Genomic DNA, 21,806 nt, shown 5'->3' with positions numbered 1-21,806 from the left:
GAAATCCTCTATTTTTCGTCTATAATATATATATATATATTGCTATATATTGCCTGCAGAAATTTTCCCCAATAAATCATCCACAAACTGCCGGGCGGTGCGGCCTGAGCGCTGGTTGTTCCAGAGTTCCCACCGAAGGGCCAGTTCCCTTAACTTTGCCGGTTCAATGTCTATACCCTTGCTCTTGGCTATACCCTTCACAATGTTCAAGTATTCTTCCTGGTCTGGCGATGGGAATATCACGGTAATGCCGAATCTGTCGGAAAGAGATAGCTTTTCCTGGACCGTATCCCGGGCTTTGATTTCATCACCCGCCGCATCGCTATGAAACTCCCGGATAAGGTGACGGCGGTTGGATGTAGCATATATGAGCACATTTTCCGGCGGAGCCTCAAGGCTTCCTTCCAGCATGGCCTTTAGATACTTGTATTCCGTTTCGTGCTCCTCGAAAGAAAGATCGTCGATAAATATGATAAATCTCTGGGGCCGCTTCTTAAGCCATGTAATTATCTGCCTTAGGTAAATCAACTGAAATTTGGGCACTTCTATAAGCCTCAAGCCCTCTTTCCCAAACTCATGGATTAGGGCTTTTATGGTGGAAGACTTACCGGTGCCTCTATCTCCGTAGAGCAGCATGTTGTTGGCGGGATATCCCTTCACAAACTGACGGGTGTTTTCCAGCACCTCTTTTTTCTGAGATTCGTAGCCCACCAGATCGGACAACCTTACCGGGTCAAGCTCCGAAACCCCCTCAAGCCTTATACCATCTGGAGTTTCATCGAGTATGAATCCCCAGTACCTTCCGAACTTGCCGCAACCGAACTTATTATAAAATACAGCGAGGTCTTCAAGATTTTCCGACCAATCCCTGGACTTGTCCAGTTTTTGCTTTAAAATTTGCCTTTGGGTAAAATAAAACTCCCGCTCCTTGTTAGAGCTATCTTTTGTGATATGGTAATCTGAAGGGAAAGCTCTTATATCAAGATCAGGCCCCTTTTCTTTTAAAAACTCCGTAAGATTATCAAAATTAAAGTCATATAACCTCTTAAGCTCCATTAAGTCCCGCTCTACTAAAGCTTTCAGATTACTTCCTACTCCGGAAAGCCCCCTTTTTTCACAATTCAAGCTGAAGGGATTTTCATCGAAAAGCATAAGATTTAGAAGATGGTCCTTCCATAAATTGCCTGTCACGATTTCCCCTTCAATTTCTCCCTCTTTCACCAGTAAACCTAAAAACTCGTGATATTTTGAAGCTGCTTTCCGCAAAGCGCAGGTAATATAGTGATAAATCCCGGGTGTCGATTCATCTTTTAAAGCAGACTCTATGATTTCCCTTAGCATCTCAAGTGCCGGATCCTCAAGGATGTTTCTATATACTACTAAATTCGGTGACAAAATTGGATTAAAAGCTTCTAATGAAAGCTCATTCATGAAAATATCTCCTTATCATCTAAAATACTGAACGTTTGCAGACATTATATCAAAAATTTATAGATATGGGTAGAGTTTAAACTAGCCGCACTTTAACTCAAATAAAAATATAGTCAATATTTACTGACGGGATTCAAAATTTTTGTTATAATGAATTCGATGCCGAGGCAATAAATGTTCCAATGGGGGATCTTATAGTGCGAAATTTTATATTAAAAAAGATACTGAACAATAATGTGGTCATGGCGCAGGATGTAAAATCCGGTGAGGAAGCGGTGCTGGTGGGGCGAGGTCTTGGGTTTGAGGCAAAACCCGGAAAAGAAGTGGATGAGGAGAAAATAGAAAAGATATTTTATTTTTTCGATGAAGCCCAGTACAAACAGTATAAAAATATTCTGGATAGTGTCGATAGACAAATCATAGGCCTCACCGAGGAGATCCTGGCCATGGTGGCAAAGCAGCTGGATGAGCCGCTCAATGAACACATCCATGTGGCCCTGGCTGACCATATAAACTTTACCCTGGAGCGCCTGGCCGGAAATTTGGAGATAGAAAATCCGTTCCTGGAAGAAATCAGGGCACTGTATCCTCAAGACTATGAGCTGGCCTGCAAGGCCGCCGACATGATAGAGCAAAAGTTTAATGTGAAGATCCCGGATGGGGAAAAGGGATTTATAGCTATGCACCTGCATTCCGCCAGGGCGAACCGGGAACTTTCCAGGACAGTAAAATACACCTCCATGATAAACAGGATGGTGGAGATAATAGAGGAAGAACTGGGCTTAAAACTTGATAGGGATGAAATAAATTTTGCCAGGCTCCTGGTGCACTTGAGATTTGCCCTGGAGCGCGTCGACAGGGACATCCCTATAAAAAACCCGCTTCAGGCAAGAATAAAAAAGGAATTCGGTCAAAGCTATAAGGTTGCCGAAAAGATAGCCGGATTCATCCGGGAGAGGATGGGAAAGAATCCGCCTCAGGATGAGCTGGGGTATCTGGCGCTTCATATCCAACGGATAAGGGTCTCGAGTTGAAAAATATATTGATTTTCTAAAAAATATATGCTAATATAAAAATGGAAGTAAATATCAGCAAAATTCCGGCGTGTTACTGGTAAAGCAGGCATGAGCTGGGAGGGGTTTGTATTATACCCTTTCTCAGCTCTTTTTGTTTTACAAAAGGGAGGTGATTATCTAAAAATAAAACAATATAAGAACATTAAAGGTGGGAAGAAAAAGAAATTCAAACAAGAAAAATAAAGGGGGATTTAGGATTATGAAAAATCAGCTCGGCAATCTTCAAAAGCTTGGAAAGGCTTTGATGGCACCGGTGGCAGTGCTGCCGGCAGCGGCGCTGTTACTCCGGCTTGGTGCTCCGGATGTATTTAACATCCCCGTCATAATGGCGGGCGGCAATGCCATCTTCGGCAACCTTCCTGTGATCTTCGCCCTGGGCGTCTCCATGGGTCTTGCCGGGGGCGCAGGTGCGGCGGCACTGGCGGGCGGCGTAGGATACTATGTGCTCTCATCGGTCCTCACAGCCATGAACAAGGATATAAACATGGGAGTTCTGGGCGGAATTATAACGGGTATTGTAGCGGCTTCCTTATATAACAAATACAAGGATATAAAGCTACCGACCTTTTTAGGATTTTTCGGCGGAAGGCGCTTTATCCCCATCGTAACTTCCGGTGCTATGCTGGTGTTAGGTATTCTTTTCGGCTTGATATGGCCTCCCATTCAAAAGGCCATTTATGCCGCGGGTGAGTGGGCTATAGGTGCCGGAGCTCTGGGAGTATTCGTATACGGCACTTTAAACAGGCTTTTGATTCCCTTTGGTCTGCATCATGTGATAAACAGCCTTGTGTGGTTTGTATTCGGCGAGTTTACCAACAGTGCCGGGCAGGTAGTGACTGGTGATTTGAACAGGTTCTTTGCAGGAGATCCCAATGCAGGCATCTTCATGACGGGGTTTTTCCCCATCATGATGTTCGGCCTGCCTGCCGCCTGTATCGCTATGTTGCATGAGGCAAAAGAGTCCCAGCGAAGGGCGGTCAGCGGTGTTCTCATTAGCGCTGCGCTCACATCATTCCTTACGGGCATCACTGAACCCATAGAGTTTGCTTTTATGTTCCTGGCTCCGGTGCTTTATCTTACCCATGCCCTCCTCACAGGTGTCTCCCTGGCCCTCACCTGGGCGCTGGGGATTAAAGACGGTTTCGGTTTTTCGGCAGGCCTCATCGACTATGTGTTGAATTACGGCCTTGCCACAAAACCCATACTGCTGATACCTATCGGTATAGTATATGGTGCGCTGTATTATGCGGTATTCAGATACATCATAAGAAAATTTGACCTGCCCACACCGGGCCGCCTCGAAGGCGAAGCTACTGAAGCAACCGTAAAAGAAATAAAGATGAGTGATAGGGCATCCAGGATTCTTACAGCCCTGGGCGGTAAGGAAAACATAAAGGCTATCGATGCTTGCATCACCAGAATAAGACTTTCGGTGGACGATGAGTCTATCGTCGATGAGCCTGCATTAAAGCGGGCCGGAGCCACCGGCGTCATGAAACTGGGAGGCGGCAACCTCCAGGTGGTGGTGGGTACAGAAGCGGAACTAATAGTGGAAGAAATGAAAAAAGTGCTGTAAAATATATTTATACTTTGTCACGGTTGATTTAATATAAAACTTATAAAACTTGAGGAGGATTTGCAGTTGCTATTCGGCATTTTCGGCAACAATAACAACAACAATCATGTTATAATCAAAGCACCTATGAGCGGCAAGGTCCTCAACCTGTCGGACCTTCCCGATGAAGTTTTTGCCCAGAAAATGGTAGGCGACGGCATGGCCATTGAACCGTCGGAAGGGATTGTAGTAGCCCCATTTGATGGTAGAGTTAAACAGGTATTTTCCACCGGCCATGCGCTAGTGGTAGAATCAAAAGAGGGCCTTGCGGTCCTTATCCACATAGGCATTGACACGGTTAATCTAAAAGGTGAAGGTTTTATCATCCTGGTAACTGAAGGCCAGGATGTGAAGACCGGAGAGCCATTGATAGAGTTTGACATGAAGCTCATCGCAAAAAACAATTACTCCCTTAAAAGCCCCATAGTTTTGCCCGAAGGTGACGGTATAAAAGAGATAGAATTCACCGGGGAAAAAGAGGTAATGAAAGGCCGAGATGTGCTGATGAATGTTAAAATGAAGTAGGTGTATACTTATTTTGGTGATGCTGATGATAAGTTTGTGTTCTCCTATGATTTTTGCACAGACCCAAAAGGCAGATAAGGTCTTTGTAAACGGCAACATATATACCGTCGATAAAAAAAGTCCTAAAGCCACGGCGCTGGCAGTAAAAGGCGACAAATTGATCTATGTGGGAAATGATGAAGAAGTCAAAAATTACATTGATAAAAACACATAGGTTAGAGATCTGGAGCAAAAAACCGTGATCCCGGGCATCATCGAATCCCACATGCATTACTCGGGGCTCGGTCAAACCCTCTTGCAGATCGATGCGTTCTGGATAAGGCCTATGTAAATAGACAATGGGAGTAGTTTTTTGTTATAAAACCGGTGGATCAAAAAGTCCACCGGTTCTTTGTTTTACAAACTACTGCCCGGAGTATCCCTCAAGGGGGATGTAAGGCATTAAAATTTTTGGTAGTTGGCGACCATCCACTGACTGACATCTGAAGGTATTGGAGAAATTCATGCAGAAGATGAAATAAAATTTCATAAAAAATTTATTTATAAGAAGGATTTTTACGTTTTATATAGAATATAACTTATATAGAAATTATTTTGGTATAAGTAACAGGAACCCCCTTGACTCACAAAAGAGGTTGGAATAGAAGATTAGCTTTTTCGGCAAATCCAACTTAATCTGACTTCCGGCCTCTGACTTCTGAAGACGGAGGTGAAACCATGCCGGGAGATCTTGAAAAAATCCAGGCAATTATCAATAATCTAAAGCCATCGGAAAAAAAGATTGCCGACTATATTTTGAAAAGTCCGCAGGATCTTTGTGACATACCGATCTCGGAGCTGGCCAAAAGGTGCAAGACCAGCGAGGCCAGTGTAGTGAGATTTTGCAGAACTTTAGGATATAAAGGCTATCAGGATTTAAAGATAAAGATTTCGTCGGACATAGCCTTTAAAATGAGAAAGATTCAGGGCGTTGTAAGCGCCGATGATGATATCGAGACAATAATAGCAAAAATATCCAAGAACAACATGCAGGCTATAGAAAGTACCATGGATGTGATAAACCGTCAAGAGGTCAAGAAAGCCGTAGATGCACTGCTGGAAGCCAAAAAGATAGATTTTTACGGAGTTGGGGCATCGGCCATTGTAGCTCAGGATGCCATGCACAAATTCATGAGGATAAATAAATCCTGCACCGCATATACTGATTCCCACATGCAGCTGGTATCGGCAGCGAATCTGACAAAAGACGATGTGGCTGTAGGTATATCCTATTCCGGTCAGACGGCGGACACCGTCGACGCCCTGAAGCTTGCTAGAAATGCGGGAGCCACCACCATATGCATTACCCGATTCGGAAATTCGCCAATAACCCTTGTATCTGATATAAAGCTATTCATTACGTCTAATGAAGCAATTTTTAGAAGCGCCGCCATGGCATCCCGGATGGCCCAGTTGAATGCGATAGATATTTTATTTTCCATCATCGCCTGCAGAAAGTACGACGAAATAGTAAAATACCTGGAAAATACCAGCGAGGCTGTTTCTATAAGAAAGTACTAATTTTTTTTAGCCATGCATGAAACAATTTTTCATTTTTAACATGTCAATGCTGAAAAAATATTTCCGGGGGTGAAATCTTTACAAGAAAAATCTATGAGTCCGGAGGTGATCATTACTTACTAATCACGCCTTTTTAAGATAACATGTCTACATTTGAACGCATTTTTGTAGAAAAGATAATTTGAAAAAAACAGGAGGTAGAGTATAGTGTCTAGAGAAAAAGATATGGCCGTTTCCATTCTGGAAAATCTCGGTGGAAAAGAAAATATAATATCTATAACCAATTGCATGACCCGTTTAAGAGTCGAAGTAAAGGATAAATCCCGGGTAAAAAAAGAAGGGGTAAATGCCGTAAGCGGCGTAATAAAACTACTTGACAATGGTGAGGGAATTCAGATAGTGCTTGGTCCCGGAGCAGCCGCTAAAGTAGCAGGAGAGCTGTCAAAAATGGTGGGAATGAAGCTCGGTGATGCCAGAGAAATAAAAAGTGCTATAGATGAAAAAAATAAAACGCCTTTTAAACTGATGCTCAAGCGCATAGCCAGCATATTCATCCCATTAATACCCGGCCTCATCGGCGGAGGCTTGATCCTGGGCATTACCAATGTGGCTACCAAATTCCAGTGGATCGCCGATAAAAACCTGCTGGCCATGCTTGGCCTGCTGGGAAGCACCATATTTACCTACATGGGTATTATGGTGGGTATGAATACCGCCCGGGAGTTCGGCGGCTCACCCACTATAGGCGGAATTATCGCAGGCATCATCTACAATCCTGCTCTGGCCAATATTCAGATTTCGGGCAAGGCATTAACTATCGGCAGGGGCGGTATTATTTCGGTGCTTATAGCTGCCGCTTTTGCCAGCTTCCTCGAGAAAAGTATACGGAAGAGAATGCCCAATACTATTGAACTTCTTGCTACACCGCTGTTAACCATTCTCATTGCGGGATTTGCCACACTGTATGTGCTGCAGCCCCTGGGCGGAGTCATTGCAGATGGTATTGGAAATGCTGTCAAAGTGGCAATAGCGGGGAAAGCCGGTTTTATTACAGGATTCATTCTGTCAGGCACATTCTTGCCTCTCGTAATGACCGGACTTCATCAGGGCTTGACTCCCATCCATGTCCAGCTGATTGAATCTACCGGGGTAACGGTGCTTCTGCCTATCCTAGCCATGGCGGGTGCCGGACAGGTGGGGGCCGCCCTGGCAGTCTACGTAAAGACCAGGAGCAAACAGCTCAAAAAGATTATCGAGGGATCCATACTGGTAGGCATTCTCGGAATAGGCGAACCTCTTATTTACGGCGTTACATTGCCTCTTGGAAGACCTTTTATAGGCGCATGCATAGGAGGCGCATTTGGTGGAGCCTTCCAGGCATTGTTTACAGTGGGAGCAAAAGGTCTGGGTATTTCGGGTATCCCGCTGGCAGCCTTGATACAACCCGATAAAATAATTTACTATTTGTTGGGTCTGGTGATATCATATATAATGGGCTTTATTGCCACCTATCTTCTGGGGTTTGACGATCCCGTGGAAGAAGATGTGGCGAAAAAACAACGGATTCTCCTTCAATGCGTAATCTGTTTTGAGGAGCGACGCATAAATGGATTTCGGCATGTCGGTTTACCTTACAAAAGATTATAATTTTCATCAAAATATAAATTATATCGATATGGCAAGACAACATGGCATGAATTCCGTGTTTACTTCACTGCACTTACCCGAGATAAATTACGAAGAAAAACTCGATGAATTTTTTGCTCTGGCAAAAGAGGTTAAGTCCCGGGGAATGAACTTCACCGTCGATATATCGCCATATACCATGAATGTGCTGAACTCCTCTGTCGACAATCTTAAAACTTTCAGCGAGAGTGGAGTGAATTGCATCAGGGTAGACTACGGCTTTGACCTTGAAGAAATCTCGACAATGACCCGCAATGAATTTGATATAAAAATACAGATAAATGCCAGCACTATAACACCCGCACAACTGGAGGCATTAAAAAAGTTTGAAGCCGATTTTACCAGAATATCTTCCTGCCACAATTTCTATCCAAGGCCGGAAACCGGGCTTTCTTATAAATTTTTCTTTGAGAAGACCAAACTTCTCAAAAGTTTCGGGCTTCCAGTCTATGCTTTCATACCATCCCGGGAAGGGCGCAGAGGTCCCATATATGATGGTCTGCCGACCCTGGAAATGCATAGGAATATAAAACCCGGCATTGCGGCGAGGCATCTGATATATACCTGCCTGATAGACGGCGTGTATTTCGGCGACGCATATGCTTCCTACAGTGAAATAAAAGAAGTGATGGATATAGATCCTGAAATCATTGACCTTTCCATAGAACTAACACCTGGTATAAGTTGCGAAGAAAAAAACATTGTTTTTGCTCCGGTGCATACTAATAGGCTTGATACATCGGACATTATAATAAGATCAGAGGAGTCCCGGGGATATGCGAAAATAGGAGAAAAAATCAAACCCAGGAATACCGTGGAACGTCGAGCTTTCAGTGTAACCATCGATAATGAAAAATACCTGAGATATTCAGGAGAGCTCCAGATAGTATTAAAAGACCTGCCGGCTGACGGGAGGGTAAATGTGGTAGGCTTCATTCCTGAGGATGAACATATTCTTGTCAGTCAAATAAATCCCGGGACTAAATTTAGATTCAGAAAGGGTTGAAACAATGGACCTGGCAAAACTTGTAACCGAGGGAAGAAATCCCGATACAATGGATATTGATATGCTGGAAACCAAGGAAATGCTGAAAAAAATAAATAACGAGGATAAAAAAGTCCCGCTGGCAGTGGAAAAAGAGATACCTAATATCGCAAAGGCGGTGGATGTGATAGCTCAAAGGCTTCGGGAAGGGGGCAGACTGTTTTACATCGGAGCAGGTACCAGCGGCCGGCTGGGGGTGCTTGACGCTTCCGAATGCCCGCCAACATACGGCGTGGACCCGGAAATGGTCCAGGGTATCATCGCCGGCGGTGATACTGCCATTCGGAAGTCCATGGAAGGCGTCGAAGATGATGCAGGGCAGGGCAAAATAGATTTAATGGGCAAAAATTTGAGTTCGAAAGATGCGGTGGTGGGCCTTGCGGCCAGCGGTAGGACGCCTTATGTCCTGGGAGCCATGGAATACGCCCGAAGCATTGGCGTTTTAACTGTCGGCATTTGCTGCACTCCTGAAAACCTTATGGAAAAATACGCTGATATAATGATTACCCCTGTCGTCGGTCCCGAAGTTATTACCGGCTCCACCCGCATGAAAGCCGGTACAGCCCAGAAACTTGTGCTCAACATGATTTCCACCGGTGTCATGATTAAACTGGGCAAAGTATACAGCAACCTCATGGTGGATGTCCGGGCCACAAACGAAAAACTGGTGCAGCGGGCCAGGAGAATAGTAAAACAGGCTACCGGTGCCGGGGAGGATATTATAGAGAAGGCTCTGGAAGAAACAGAATTTAACGTTAAACTGGCAATTGTTATGATCTTTACAGGTTTGCGCAAAGATGAAGCGGAGAAACTACTGGAGAAAAATGAGGGGCATATAAGAAAAGCTATAGATGCTGTTGTTTGAAGCGATTTAATCTATAATTAATGAAACAGTGTATTAATCTGTATTTTCCAATCCCCCAGAATTATGTTAAAATACAAAAAGGGGGAATTTTTTATGAAGAGAATTGAAAAGGTTTTTGAAACTGTGAAGGAATTATGCGAGGAACAGTTAAAAAGTACGGGAAAAATTTCAGGGGTCTGCACCGAGGAAATCGCCAGGCGGCTGAGCATTCACCGGCCCAATGCGTCAAACGATTTAAACCTGCTTGTAAAAGAAAACAGGATCGAAAAAATCGAAGGAAAACCGGTTTTATACAGGATCATGGCAAAGGACGATAATGGGAGCGGGAAAAATCAAACGAGTCCTTTGAAGTCAACCGCACTGGATGAAATCATCGGTGCGAAAGAAAGCCTGAGGACCGCCGTTTTACAGGCAAAAGCCGCCATGATGTATCCTCCCATGGGCCTTCATACTTTGCTGCTTGGAGAGACCGGCACAGGAAAGTCCATGTTTGCTGAGGCCATGTTCAATTACGCCCAGGAAATTGGTCGGCTGGGGGCCAACGCTCCGTTTATTTATTTTAACTGCGCGGATTATGCTCATAATCCCCAGCTCTTGATATCCCAGTTATTTGGGGTAAAAAGGGGTCTTATACCGGTGCCGACAGAGACAGGGCCGGCCTTGTCGAAAAAGCCAGCGGCGGTATTCTCTTTCTTGACGAAGTCCACCGCCTGCCCCCGGAAGGACAGGAAATGTTGTTTTACCTTATTGATAAGGGAATGTACAGGAGCCTTGGCGAAATTGACGCCACTCACAGAGCTCGGGTCTTGATCATTTGCGCCACCACCGAAAACCTGGAATCCGCTTTATTGCGTACATTTATACGCCGGATCCCCATGATTATAAAACTTCCGTCCCTGAGGGAACGAACCTTAAGTGAGCGCTGGCAGCTCATCAAAGCCTTTTTCAAGGAGGAGGCGGATTATTTAAAAACCAAAATTACAGTTTCCGCCAACTCCATAAAAGCCTTTTTGCTATATGACTGCCCTAATAACATAGGTCAACTTAAAACCGATATTAAGCTCAGCTGTGCGAGAGCTTTCATCCAGTATATGTCAAATAAAGACACTGGACTGATTATTCACAGTGAAGATCTTCCAGAATATGTCCGCACGGGTCTCCTTCGATACAAGGAATTCCGACAAAACCTGCGGCAGTTGGGAATTGGGGATGAATCGATAGTATTCGAGTCGGATGGAGAAAACGTGAATACTGTAAAACCTTCCGATTCATTCAATATTTACGAAGCTCTGGAAGAAAAAATGTGGTTATTGAAAGAAAAAGGGCTTAACGAAAACGATATAAATCTTATTTTAAGCCTGGATATAGAGACATTCATCAGAAAATACATGTCAAAGCTCGACGGAGAAAACGTGGAACAATTGTATAAGATAGTTGACAAAAAAATTGTAGAGATTACGAGAAACTTTCTTTACTTTGCCTCAGAAAAAATGAAAAAAACTTTTGCCGAAAAAATACTTTACGGTATGTCCATCCATATTTCCAGCACCCTGGAAAGAATTAGAAACGGCAAATCCATATTCAACCCTCATCTGGATGAGATAAAAAAATCATATCCTGTAGAATTCGGCGTTGCTTCAATTCTGGGGCGGTCCCTCAAAGAAAATTTCGGGATTGATGTGCCGGAAGATGAAATTGGATTTATTACCATGTTTTTGGTACTGGATGATTACGCTCATAAAAAAGATCATGCCAGAGTGGGCGTTATCGTTGCGATGCACGGTGATAGCACTGCAACTTCCATGGTGGAATGTGGCTGCAAGACTGCTGGGGGAAAAGCACGCAGTGGGTTACAACATGCCTCTCGATCAGAAACCTGAGACTGCACTGAAAAACCTCACGCAGCTGGCACGAGAAGTCAACGAGGGCAGGGGAGTGTTGATGCTGGTGGATATGGGTTCCCTGGTATTCTTCGGGGATATGATATATGAAAGAACCGGCATACCCATAAAAACAGTAGAAATGGTGAGCACTCCCATGGTGCTGGAAGCCGCCAGAAAGGCGCTGATGATGTCTAGCCTTGAAGAGGTGTATTATTCGGTTGTTAACTTAAGTCCATATCTGGGGCGCATATACATGAGCGGTACAGCCTATGAGAGCAGAATAAAGGATGATGTCATTATAACGGCGTGTATAACGGGTACCGGCGCTGCCGTAAAGATGAAAAACATACTGGAGAAGCTTATAAAAGATAGCGACAAAAAAGCGGATATAATTCCGATAGACATTGCTTCTATTGAAGAATACAATAGAAAGCTTTCTCAAATAAAACGGGAAAAAAATATAATTGCGGTAATAAGCGCTATTAAGCCGGACGATGAAACGCTGACATATATTTCTCCGAAGGATCTTATCGAGGGTAAAGTGGATGACTTGATTTTAAAACTCGCCTGTTCCAAACAATCCGATGAAAAAGATGAAAATATAGTGATTCTGAACCGGATGAGGGATGTCATAAGGGAAAATATAGAAATTGATGCGGAAAAGTATATTGACGGATTTATTGATCTGTATAAAAGCTTGAAAGCTCATGGAATAAATTTAAACGAAGATATGCTGGTGGGGTTGGTTCTGCATCTCGCCTGTGCTATAGAAAAAATGATGACTGGCAGTCTTCCAAAACATGGGAATACTGCCGTTCAAACTGATACTTTAGCGAAACAATCTTTAGCGAAACAATATAAAAGTGATTTTGATATAATTAAGGAAGCTCTGACGCCCATGGAGAAATCTTTCAATGTCAAGCTGCCCGAGGAGGAGTATATCAATTTCATTAAAATAATACACTTTTTATGATATCATCTTCGGAATTAAGAATAAATAATAAAAAATACTTGAAAACAAAATTTATTTAAAAATGGAGATACTCATTAAATTTTTTGTGATATATATTCCAAATAAAAAAACATAAAAAACCGGCGGTGAACCACCGCCGACCACTTTATTTTCTTAATGAATATCCCATTCTCCTGTATGTGTGCCTCTTTCCCCTTATTGCAATGGAAAGAGCCATTATGTTTTCAGGTAGAGCTATGCCGCTGTAGCCGGCATCTCCTATGTGCTGTATGTCCGCCCCGGCCATTTTTGACATCAAAGCAATTTGTTCTATCACCTTGCGGCTTGACCCTTCCTGAGAAGTTCCTATAGCTGTCATAGCCATTTTCCCCGTTTCATGAATTGCCTCTATCTGACGACGGCAAAGCTCAAAATCCATGCCGGGTATGGTGCCCGGAGCACAAATTAAAACTATGTCGGCACCGGCATTAGCAAAATCCCGCAGCACCTGTGGATCGTAAATATTTCCATTTCCGGCGCCGTGCATTTTTCCTGCGATGATTATTGTCTCATCTCCCAGTATCCGAGCAGCCTTTTCTATTCCGCTCAAAATGGTTTGGTTGGTGATTCCCGTTTTAGGGTTTCCGGTAATGACCACATAGTCAAAGCCGAGTTCCCGGGCCTTTTTTAAATTTTCTTCATTAAGCTTCCTCCCTTCGGGATAGTCTATCCCATCCGGTACAGGTTCCATGTTTACCCCCAGTAATCTTCCAATTATCCTCTTTACATTTTTTATATAATCTTTATCGGCGCGGTTCTTGCTTATTATTTTATTAATTTCATTGCATTTACTCACCATATCATAGGCTCCGGATATCTTTAATTGGCAGTCATCTATGCCGAAAATAAAGGGAGCATTAAAGTCAAACAGATTCAGCGTAATCAAATCAGCACCGAAGGATGCAGCCAGTTCCGGGTTGCTCACACCATAAACTATGGGCTGCTTGGCTATATCAGTTTCAGCCATAACTACCCTTCCTTCGGATGACTTTATTGATTCAAGCAGTTCCTTTTTTGAAATATTCATTATATCTTCATAGCTCAATTCAAATATTCTTTTCAAATAAAAACCCCTCCAGTAAGTTTTTCAGCCAATGTGGTCTTTGGTTTTAAAAATGGTTTTATACAGTTCTATGAACTCTTCAACAAGATCTTTTACCAGCATGGCGCACATGAGATGATCCTGCGCATGAACCAACAGAAGGCTGAATTCATGTTTTTCTCCGGCGGCTTCCGTGTGCAGCATATCACTTTGTATATTATGCGCTTTAAGCAATTCCTCTTTGGCTTCACTTACCTTTTCATAAGCCTTATCTGGATCGCCGAGTTTTGCAAATTTCAGTGCTTCAAAGCAGAGACTGCGAGCATTGCCTGCATGAGCAATAATAGTGAAAATAATTTTTTCATAATCCATTTTGAAACTCCCTTTTTAGCTGTTTTTAAGATTTATGGCAAGATCCAGTGTTTTTGCCCCATCCACCAACCCGTACACGGCAGGAGGGATGACGATATATGGCTTTCCCTTTTCCTCGCATAAGCTTTTTATATAAGGCTCTTTATATCTGATTTGCGGGCCTACCAGTATCACATCATAATCGCCGATGATACTCTCCAGTTTTTCAATTGCATTGGCCTCGACATTAATATCTTTTAAATTTCTTTTTTCAATTTCTTTTTTCATCTTTTCTACAAGTAAACTTGTTGACATACCTCCTGCACAGACCAGTAATATGTTCACGGTGTTTCCTCCCTATTTCTTGGATTCTTCCTCAAGTTTCATCCTGTCCCATACCTTTAAAAACGGGTAATATACAATGCCGGTGGCTGCGAGATTGACCAGTTGCAAAACTATGGCTTTCCAATCGCCGGTTGTCAGAAAACCGCTGATGAGGGCGGGAGTTGTCCAGGGGACTATGGCATACGGCCTTGCGACTATGTTCATTGCCATTGCCATGTATGTGATAATAGCAGCCACCAGAGGGGCCAGTATGAACGGTATGAACATTATGGGATTCATTATTATCGGCATACCAAAAGTTATGGGTTCATTGACATTGAACAACGTGGGCCAGATACCTGCTTTTCCAATTGCTTTTAACTGAGAAGACTTAACGTTAAACAACAGCAAGAGTGCGAGAGCAAATGTGGCGCCGGCTCCGCCAACAAACACGAAGATATAAATAAACTGATTTGAAATGATGTTTGGCAATATTTCACCGGCCGCTTTGGCCGCCGCATTTTGCTCTGATAAGGAGAGCCATACGGGCCCCAAAAATACGGCCACAATATCCGCTCCCTGTATTCCGACACACCAGAGAAGTTGAATAACAATTATGGCAATAAGAGTGGCGGGAAGTGAAGAGCCCAGATTCATAATGGGTATTCCCAGAACATTATTTATGGCTTCAGGCAAGGTCAAGTTTGTAATTCTTAACAGTAGGATATTAATTATCCAAACCAAAAACAACATTGCAAAACCAGGCAGCAACGCTGCAAAAGACCTGGACACAAATGGGGGCACTTCGGAAGGCATTTTTATAAAAAAGTTTTTGTTCATAAATGTCCTCTGAATCTCGACGGCTAAAAGGGCAAGAACCATTGCTACAAATAAGCCCTTGCTACCCAGCCATTCCGTTGCAAGACCTCCATCTTTTGCGGCAGGCACCGAAAGCAAAAATGCCGATATGCTTATTATTCCTGATGCGAGACTATCAAGCCTGTAAGATGCTGCAAGGGAGTACGCGATTGAAAAAGAAGCCGCCAAAGCCATTATACCAAATGTAGCGCGGGATACTTTTAAAAGATCATTTCTAAAAGGTTCGATCGCTTTGTCGAGACTCTCTATAGGAGGATAAGCTATGATTAAGAATAAGGAACCAATTAATAAAAGCGGCATTACTGCAACGATACCTTCGCGCAGTGCTTTCAGATGCCTTTGTTCTGCGAGCTTGCCGGCAAACGGCATAAAACGGTCATTCAAAAATTTAATGATGGCTTCCAAAAAAATCATCCTTTCGTGTGATTTTTTTCATATAAAATATACAAGAGTCATGCCATCATTGTAATACCTAAATTTTATCGGTACAACATTGCATATGTATTAATGTGTTTTAAAACCAGACCGTGAAAAACTAATGTGTATTCCCTTGATGAAAATGTGTTTTGAATAGAGTGTATTAGTTTTAATCTAGTATAAATTGGGATTAAAAGGATTTTTTATTTTTAATGTAGAAGTATTATGTTGATAAACAACCAATTTTTGAACGGAGGCATGTATATGAAAAGAATATTCGAATTGTGTCATAGCGAAATTATGGCAATGGAAAAACGGGATTTAATTGAGACGATAAGAGCTTCCGAAGGCAGGACCGTTATGGCGGAAGTAATCATTAATTGTCCCCCTCTTGTGTACGGAGTGAGCAATCCGGAGCTGGCAGCGGCTTTTGGGGCGGATATGATAACATTGAACGCTTTTGATTTCAACTTTCCTTTTATTTTCGGCATTGATGATCTGGGTATAGATTTTTTTCGGGGGTTAGAGGCTTTTGACAATATCCCCTCCAGGGTTCGGGAAAACCTGGAAAATCCGGGGTATATAAAAAAAGTAAAAAATATCACAGGAAGATTTCTGGGGGTCAATCTGGAACCCGTGCCGGAGGGAATCGATTATCCTGAGGGAAGGGTTTTAAATGAGTCGAATCTTAAGAAAGCTCTGGAGTGGGGATTTGACTACATTATGATAACAGGCAATCCCAAAACCGGCGTGACTGACGGGACCATACTGGATGGCATCCGGCGGGCGTCGGCCATCCTCAAAGACAGATTAATGATAATAGCCGGCAAAATGCACGGCGCAGGAGGTAATAACATATACGACCCCGATACATTGAGAAGTTTTGCCGTGGCTGGAGCCGACGTGGTTTTAATCCCGGCGCCGGGGACCGTGCCGGGAGTGGACCTGGAACTGGCCGGAAAGCAAATTGAAGCTATCCATGAAGAAGGAGCTCTGGCCCTGACCGCTATCGGCACATCCCAGGAGGGTTCTGACGAAAGCACCATTGAACAATTTGCATTGATGTCCAAGATGGCCGGAGCGGACATTCAACACATCGGAGACGCCGGATTTTCAGGCATCGCCCTGCCGGAAAACATAATGGAGCTATCTACTGCCATAAGAGGCAAAAGGCACACTTACCGCAGGATGGGGTACTCTATGAGAAAGTGATCTTAATGGATGAGCTGATAAATATTGTCTGATATGGTATGTGGATGATTTTACAGATGCGCATCAAAAAGTGAGGACTGATTTCTATTTGCAGATTTTTGGATGTAAAAGGCGCTAAAGTTGTCCGCAGAAAATTCTGACCCTGAAAATATAGATCAAAAAGATGATTTCTCCGATGTATAATATAGAAAGGGCCAATTATAAGTAAAGGGGTCAATTTATGAAAATTGATTCAACTCTTTATAGTTATTATCTGGAATATAATGCAGCATACAAAAGTAAATCGCAGTTGATCAGAGTAATTTCTGAAAACTGGTTTAAAGACAATATGTTTTGCCCATTTTGTACAAGAGAAAGAATAAATATTTATAATAATAATCATCCTGTTGCGGACTTTTTTTGCGATTTTTGCGGAGAGGAATTTCAGTTGAAATCGAAAAGACAAAAATTGGGTAATATCGTTGTAGACGGTGAATATAACAAAATGATAGATGCTATATACAAGAATTCAGTACCCAATTTTTTATTTATGAGTTACGGTCTTAATTTTGACTGTATCAATGATTTAATTATTATTCCAAGGAATTTATATTGCCTGGAATTATTCAAAAAAGGAAGCCTTTATCACATTTTGCTAAGAGGGCAGGATGGACAGGCTGTAATATTGTTTTGAAAGATATTCCTGATGCTGGTAAGATATACGTAATAAAAGACAAAAACGTAGTCGATATACAGGAAGTAAGAGCAATGGTAGAAAGAATAAACTTTTATAGAAAAATTAAGGATATTGAAGGTAGAGGTTGGATTGCGGATGTTATGAATGTTATAACGCAAATTAAGAAAAAGGTTTTCTATCTAAAGGATGTCTATGCTTATGTTCCATATTTAAGAAGCTTACATCCAAATAATAATAACATCGAGGCTAAAATAAGACAGCAGCTTCAAATACTTAGAGACAATAAAATCATTGAATTCCTGGGGAGGGGTGTGTATAAAAAATATGAGTGTGATAGCAGAGAAAGATGCCCGGAATTATAAAAAAGAATTGAGAAGAATATTTTTAAAGACCCGGTCGGAACTTGCCGCAGAAGACATAATAGAAAAAAGCGCAAAAATCATGTCCAGGCTTTTTTCCCTCTCAGAATTTCGGGGAGCTAAAACGATAATGTTTTACGTGGATGCCGGAAATGAGGTTAAAACCAGAGATGGCCTCACGAAAGCTCTATCGGAAGGGAAAAGGGTAGTGGTGCCTAAAGTAAAAAAGGGGTATGGCTTGCTGGCCATTGAGATAAAAAGCCTTGATGAGCTTTCACCGGGCACCTTCGGCATTCTGGAGCCTGCCGGAGAAAAAGGCATTTCGCCGGAAGAAATAGACCTGGTGGTGGTCCCCGGCGTGGCCTTTGACAAAAGGGGCAACCGCATGGGTTACGGGGCGGGGTATTATGACAGCTTTTTGCCGAAGCTCCGGCCGGAGGTTAAAAAAGTGGCCGTTGCCTTCGAAATACAGGTGACCGACAGCCTTCCAGCTGAAGAACATGATGTAAAGATGGATTTAATTATTACCGAGAATACCATATACAATTAATCTTTTATTTTTGTCTGTATTCCTGGGGGGTCATCCCCACATGTTTTTTAAAGACCTGGCTGAAATACCGGGAGTCTTTGTAGCCCACGGAGTTTGCCACGGCATAGATTTTAGCTTCCGGATCTTTTAACAATTCCATGGCTTTTTTTATTCTGAAGCTGGTGAGATACTCCATGAAAGTATAACTGGTTTTGGATTTTATCAATTTACATATATAGCTCGGGCTTATAAATAACTTTTCTGCTGCATCCTGGATGTTGATGTCATACATGTAATTTTCCTTAATATACTGGATTATCCTTTCAATATAATTTTCTTTCAGGTCTGTGCCGCTGCTGGATATATATTCTTTAAAATTTGCAAGGTTTGAGTCCACCAGTTTATCTATTTTTTCTTCCAGCTTCTTTTTAAGTTTTCTGGAATTTATGACTCCGGATATATTATCCAGGGTATTATTCAGTTCCGTAATATCTACTGGCTTTAATATATAGTCCTTTACACCCAATTTCAATGCCCGCTGGGCATAATTAAATTCGTCATACCCTGAAATTATAATGAATTCTATATCATCGGCCACCTTATTTTCCTTCAGATGTCGGATCATGTCAAGCCCATCGATGCCCGGCATCCTTATATCTGCCAGGACCAGGTCTGGATGAAGCTTTTCTATAAGCATTTCCCCGTTTACACCATCTTCTGCTTCTCCAATAACCTCACATCCGAATTTCGCCCATGGAGTAGTCATTATTATTCCCTTTCTTACAAAATACTCATCTTCAACAACTACAACCTTTATCAAGAAAAGTCTCTCCTTTCCAGTTAAGGGGGACCCTTATAATAATTGTTGTTCCTTCTCCTTTCTGGCTGTGTATTTCTAGACCGTAACTTTCTCCGAAATAAAGTTTGAGCCTTTTGTTGACATTATATATACCGATAGAGTGGCGGGTTTTCCCCGGGTGGCTGTTTAATATTTCTTCAATATCCTTTTGGTCCATGCCGGCTCCATCGTCGGCAATTTTGAAAATCATATCCCTATCATCTCGATAGCCACGTATTGTAAGAGACCCTTTTCCCATCTTCTTTTCCAGGCCATGAATCACTGCGTTTTCCACCAAGGGCTGAAGTAAAAATTTGGGGATACAATAATCATACAGATTTTCATCCACATCTATTATAACGTCAAATTTATTTCCGTAGCGGATCTTCTCAATACTGAGGTAACTGTTTATTATGGCGATGTTGTCCCGAACAGTAGTTAAGTCATCCTCATTGTTGATAGTGGAACGCAGAAGTTTGCCAAATTCATTTACTATATTTGAAATATCATAAACATTATAAAGCCTTGCAATCCAGTTTATGGTATCCAATGTGTTGTAAATAAAATGGGGATTTATTTGGGCTTGAAGTGCCTTGATCTCCGCCATCCTGAGCCTTTTTTGCCTTTCCACAGCCGTTTCAATTAATTCCTTTATTCTTATTACCATTTTATTAAAGCTCTCGCCGACTTCCTGAATTTCATCCCATGTATGAAGGCAAACTCTGGTGGAGAGATCTCCGGCCTCCACATTTTTCATGGCGTTGACTAATTGTTTTATGGGTTTAAAAATGTAATTGGCAAAAAATATGGCAGTTAGTATACAAATGAAAAATACGCCGATGACAACCGTTACGGTCATTTTTGTTATAGAAGCGGTATTTTCAAAAAAGGTTTTCATTGAAGTAATTCCGATAATAGTTAATCCGGTAAGCTGTGAGGTCGAATAAGCCATCAAAAACGGTTTTTTGTCAAACTGTTTGAAGAAATACCCCTGGCCATGTTTGATATCCGCCATATACGGGGCATTTAAAAAGGAACCTTCATCGGTCGGAACCCTGGAATTGTATAATATATAATTGTTCTTATCGATAATTATAATGTCCTGGGCTACCATAGAATTTAATCCGTTCAATATATCTCTGATATGACTGTTATAAACATCAAGAAAAATAAAACCCATGCATTCATTGTTTTTATTAAAAACACTTCGGGCAATGCTGAGTGAAATTGTATTGCCCTGATAATCCATGTAACTCTCGGGATAATACACCTTTATTCCCGGGGCGTTTAGCACCTCTCTGAAAATGCCCCAGTTCTTATTTTCTTTTTTATACAAATATTTTTTTGGTAGGGGAAATGAATTATAGATGGGACTTCCATTTTTGTCCAGAATATAAACAGGTGTCTTATATTTTTTACCGGCAAAAAGGGAGTAAACCCTCCTGTTTATTTCTTCAAATCGTAATCAGCCGGAATTTTCCCGGAAAGTATGCCGTTTATCAATTCATCATGATAAATGTCATCCGATATTTTTCCATAATCCTCAAAAAAATCATCCAAATTTTTTGTCATATTGTTTACAGATCTTAAGGCATTTTCTGCCATTTGTCTTTTTAGCGTGCGGTTGGATATCTGGTAAGACAGAGTCCCTAGAAATACCATAGGTATGAGGTAAATGGCTACAAATAACAATACAAGTTTTTGAAACAGATTTAACTTTACTTTCAATCTAACTGGCCCCTTCAGGTATATAAATCCTTTCAAACGGAATTCCGGCTTCTTTTACAACTTTTATGGGATAATCCAGGTCACATATTTCTTCTATTTTATGGCAGTCACTTCCAAAGGAAAAAAATGCTCCCTTATTATAAGCTTTTTTTATAAAACTTTTGCCGGGTTCTTTCCACAATCCGCTGATTTCAATTGCAACATTGTGTTTTATACAAAGGTTTATGACTTCGTCTTCCCAGTGTTCCAAAAAACTGCTTCCGATTAAATCTTCATAAAAGGGTAGTACGGTGGGGTGTCCCAATATATCCACCCTTGTGGATGTAAAGGTTTTTTCGATTATCTTCAGGCAAATCTCCAGCAGATTTTCGGAATACCTTTTATCATATTTTTGTACATACATATCTCTATGTCCGGCCCTGTATCCAAAATACTCCGAGAGATATAAAATGCTACCATTATAAGGCAACCAGTGGACGCTGGCGATAACATAATCCAATCTTTTTAAAATACTGTCGGGAAGTAAGGCATCTTGGCCGATGTTTGCCTCAACTCCCTTTAAAACCGGATAATTATCAAGAATGTCAAGGTAATTTTTTATATCATCAGTCTCAAGAATAGGAGGGCAGAATATATGGTCGGAAATCCCCAGACCATATCCTTTCTCATCTGCCATTTTTTTTAATTCCTCTATGCTGGCATCGCCGTCGGAATAAATGCTATGAGTGTGCAGGTCAAAGTATTTCAAAATTG

General features: G+C 41.9%; 20 protein-coding genes and 2 pseudogenes. 13 read left to right on the top strand and 9 right to left on the bottom strand.

Annotated features, from left to right (window positions below; translation table 11 throughout):
* Positions 1-42 precede the first annotated feature (42 nt).
* The gene (locus D2962_RS13870) at positions 43-1,431 is read right to left on the bottom strand and encodes an ATP-binding protein (RefSeq protein WP_120767554.1); all 1,389 of its coding nucleotides are present in this window, start codon (positions 1,429-1,431) and stop codon (positions 43-45) included.
* Between the two features lie 197 nt (positions 1,432-1,628).
* Here D2962_RS13870 and glcT point away from each other — a divergent pair, with 197 nt between their 5' ends.
* From glcT to D2962_RS19705, 9 genes and pseudogenes are all read left to right on the top strand, one after another.
* Positions 1,629-2,465: a glucose PTS transporter transcription antiterminator GlcT gene (gene glcT / locus D2962_RS13865; RefSeq protein ID WP_120767555.1), complete on the top strand. Its 837-nt coding sequence runs from the start codon at positions 1,629-1,631 to the stop codon at positions 2,463-2,465.
* Between the two features lie 241 nt (positions 2,466-2,706).
* Positions 2,707-4,083 (top strand): N-acetylglucosamine-specific PTS transporter subunit IIBC, encoded by a 1,377-nt coding sequence (gene nagE / locus D2962_RS13860; RefSeq protein ID WP_122015331.1) that lies wholly within the window; start codon positions 2,707-2,709, stop codon positions 4,081-4,083.
* Positions 4,084-4,149: 66 nt separating this feature from the next.
* On the top strand, positions 4,150-4,647 hold the full coding sequence (locus tag D2962_RS13855) for a PTS sugar transporter subunit IIA (protein WP_245984717.1): 498 nt from the start codon (positions 4,150-4,152) through the stop codon (positions 4,645-4,647).
* 13 nt (positions 4,648-4,660) lie between these two features.
* Complete coding sequence (locus D2962_RS13850) at positions 4,661-4,861, top strand: hypothetical protein (RefSeq protein ID WP_122015330.1); 201 nt, start codon at positions 4,661-4,663, stop codon at positions 4,859-4,861.
* 503 nt (positions 4,862-5,364) lie between these two features.
* Positions 5,365-6,207, top strand: coding sequence for a MurR/RpiR family transcriptional regulator (locus D2962_RS13845; RefSeq protein ID WP_122015329.1), 843 nt, complete (start codon positions 5,365-5,367; stop codon positions 6,205-6,207).
* A 207-nt stretch (positions 6,208-6,414) separates the two neighbouring features.
* A complete protein-coding gene (locus D2962_RS13840; RefSeq protein WP_122015328.1) occupies positions 6,415-7,854 on the top strand; it encodes a PTS transporter subunit EIIC in 1,440 nt (479 codons plus the stop codon).
* The gene (locus D2962_RS13835) at positions 7,814-8,899 is read left to right on the top strand and encodes a DUF871 domain-containing protein (protein ID WP_122015327.1); all 1,086 of its coding nucleotides are present in this window, start codon (positions 7,814-7,816) and stop codon (positions 8,897-8,899) included. The genes D2962_RS13840 and D2962_RS13835 overlap by 41 nt, the downstream gene beginning before the upstream one ends.
* 4 nt (positions 8,900-8,903) lie before the next feature.
* Entirely contained in the window at positions 8,904-9,803 is a 900-nt protein-coding gene (gene murQ, locus D2962_RS13830; RefSeq protein WP_122015326.1) for an N-acetylmuramic acid 6-phosphate etherase, read from the top strand.
* 93 nt (positions 9,804-9,896) lie between these two features.
* Positions 9,897-12,659, top strand: a pseudogene (locus tag D2962_RS19705) (sigma-54-dependent transcriptional regulator).
* Positions 12,660-12,804: 145 nt separating this feature from the next.
* Here D2962_RS19705 and D2962_RS13820 read toward each other — a convergent pair.
* The 4 genes from D2962_RS13820 to D2962_RS13805 are packed head-to-tail and all read right to left on the bottom strand — an operon-like array spanning position 12,805 to position 15,699.
* The gene (locus D2962_RS13820) at positions 12,805-13,761 is read right to left on the bottom strand and encodes a DUF7916 family protein (RefSeq protein WP_122015325.1); all 957 of its coding nucleotides are present in this window, start codon (positions 13,759-13,761) and stop codon (positions 12,805-12,807) included.
* Positions 13,762-13,785: 24 nt separating this feature from the next.
* Positions 13,786-14,112: a PTS sugar transporter subunit IIA gene (locus D2962_RS13815; protein WP_122015324.1), complete on the bottom strand. Its 327-nt coding sequence runs from the start codon at positions 14,110-14,112 to the stop codon at positions 13,786-13,788.
* A 15-nt stretch (positions 14,113-14,127) separates the two neighbouring features.
* Positions 14,128-14,436: a PTS sugar transporter subunit IIB gene (locus D2962_RS13810; RefSeq protein ID WP_122015323.1), complete on the bottom strand. Its 309-nt coding sequence runs from the start codon at positions 14,434-14,436 to the stop codon at positions 14,128-14,130.
* A gap of 12 nt (positions 14,437-14,448) precedes the next feature.
* Positions 14,449-15,699, bottom strand: a complete 1,251-nt coding sequence (locus D2962_RS13805; protein ID WP_122015322.1) for a PTS sugar transporter subunit IIC — start codon at positions 15,697-15,699, stop codon at positions 14,449-14,451.
* A 276-nt stretch (positions 15,700-15,975) separates the two neighbouring features.
* Between D2962_RS13805 and D2962_RS13800 the strand changes: the two genes are divergently transcribed.
* From D2962_RS13800 to D2962_RS13785, 4 genes and pseudogenes are all read left to right on the top strand, one after another.
* Positions 15,976-16,923, top strand: a complete 948-nt coding sequence (locus tag D2962_RS13800) for a DUF7916 family protein (protein WP_122015321.1) — start codon at positions 15,976-15,978, stop codon at positions 16,921-16,923.
* A gap of 220 nt (positions 16,924-17,143) precedes the next feature.
* Positions 17,144-17,637, top strand: a pseudogene (locus D2962_RS13795) (DpnI domain-containing protein); the annotation flags it as partial.
* A gap of 33 nt (positions 17,638-17,670) precedes the next feature.
* On the top strand, positions 17,671-17,961 hold the full coding sequence (locus tag D2962_RS13790) for a hypothetical protein (RefSeq protein WP_425456625.1): 291 nt from the start codon (positions 17,671-17,673) through the stop codon (positions 17,959-17,961).
* Positions 17,924-18,508, top strand: coding sequence for a 5-formyltetrahydrofolate cyclo-ligase (locus tag D2962_RS13785; protein ID WP_122015318.1), 585 nt, complete (start codon positions 17,924-17,926; stop codon positions 18,506-18,508). Before D2962_RS13790 ends, D2962_RS13785 begins: the two co-directional genes overlap by 38 nt.
* Before the next feature lie 4 nt (positions 18,509-18,512).
* On the opposite strand, the gene D2962_RS13780 is transcribed toward D2962_RS13785, so the two are convergent.
* From D2962_RS13780 to D2962_RS13765, 4 genes are all read right to left on the bottom strand, one after another.
* The gene (locus D2962_RS13780; protein ID WP_122015317.1) at positions 18,513-19,307 is read right to left on the bottom strand and encodes a response regulator transcription factor; all 795 of its coding nucleotides are present in this window, start codon (positions 19,305-19,307) and stop codon (positions 18,513-18,515) included.
* Positions 19,285-20,661 carry a sensor histidine kinase gene (locus D2962_RS13775; protein ID WP_122015316.1) on the bottom strand — a complete coding sequence of 459 codons (1,377 nt, stop codon included), beginning with the start codon at positions 20,659-20,661 and terminating at the stop codon, positions 19,285-19,287. Before D2962_RS13775 ends, D2962_RS13780 begins: the two co-directional genes overlap by 23 nt.
* Positions 20,662-20,771: 110 nt before the next feature.
* Positions 20,772-21,053, bottom strand: a complete 282-nt coding sequence (locus D2962_RS13770) for a hypothetical protein (protein ID WP_122015315.1) — start codon at positions 21,051-21,053, stop codon at positions 20,772-20,774.
* Position 21,054: 1 nt separating this feature from the next.
* Positions 21,055-21,801 carry a PHP domain-containing protein gene (locus D2962_RS13765; protein WP_122015314.1) on the bottom strand — a complete coding sequence of 249 codons (747 nt, stop codon included), beginning with the start codon at positions 21,799-21,801 and terminating at the stop codon, positions 21,055-21,057.
* Positions 21,802-21,806 lie beyond the last annotated feature (5 nt).

It is taken from the genome of Biomaibacter acetigenes, from assembly GCF_003691585.1.
Taxonomy (GTDB): Bacteria; Bacillota; Thermosediminibacteria; order Thermosediminibacterales; family Tepidanaerobacteraceae; genus Biomaibacter; species Biomaibacter acetigenes.
This window is presented reverse-complemented; position numbering and strand designations above follow the sequence as displayed.

What these genes read in the sequence shown, in the direction of transcription:
- D2962_RS13870 (WP_120767554.1), bottom strand. Translation starts at nt 1,431, where the DNA reads ATGAATGAGCTTTCATTAGAAGCTTTTAATCCAATTTTGTCACCGAAT.
- nagE (WP_122015331.1), top strand. Translation starts at nt 2,707, where the DNA reads ATGAAAAATCAGCTCGGCAATCTTCAAAAGCTTGGAAAGGCTTTGATG.
- D2962_RS13845 (WP_122015329.1), top strand. Translation starts at nt 5,365, where the DNA reads ATGCCGGGAGATCTTGAAAAAATCCAGGCAATTATCAATAATCTAAAG.
- D2962_RS13835 (WP_122015327.1), top strand. Translation starts at nt 7,814, where the DNA reads ATGGATTTCGGCATGTCGGTTTACCTTACAAAAGATTATAATTTTCAT.
- murQ (WP_122015326.1), top strand. Translation starts at nt 8,904, where the DNA reads ATGGACCTGGCAAAACTTGTAACCGAGGGAAGAAATCCCGATACAATG.
- D2962_RS13815 (WP_122015324.1), bottom strand. Translation starts at nt 14,112, where the DNA reads ATGGATTATGAAAAAATTATTTTCACTATTATTGCTCATGCAGGCAAT.
- D2962_RS13800 (WP_122015321.1), top strand. Translation starts at nt 15,976, where the DNA reads ATGAAAAGAATATTCGAATTGTGTCATAGCGAAATTATGGCAATGGAA.
- D2962_RS13790 (WP_425456625.1), top strand. Translation starts at nt 17,671, where the DNA reads ATGGTAGAAAGAATAAACTTTTATAGAAAAATTAAGGATATTGAAGGT.
- D2962_RS13785 (WP_122015318.1), top strand. Translation starts at nt 17,924, where the DNA reads ATGAGTGTGATAGCAGAGAAAGATGCCCGGAATTATAAAAAAGAATTG.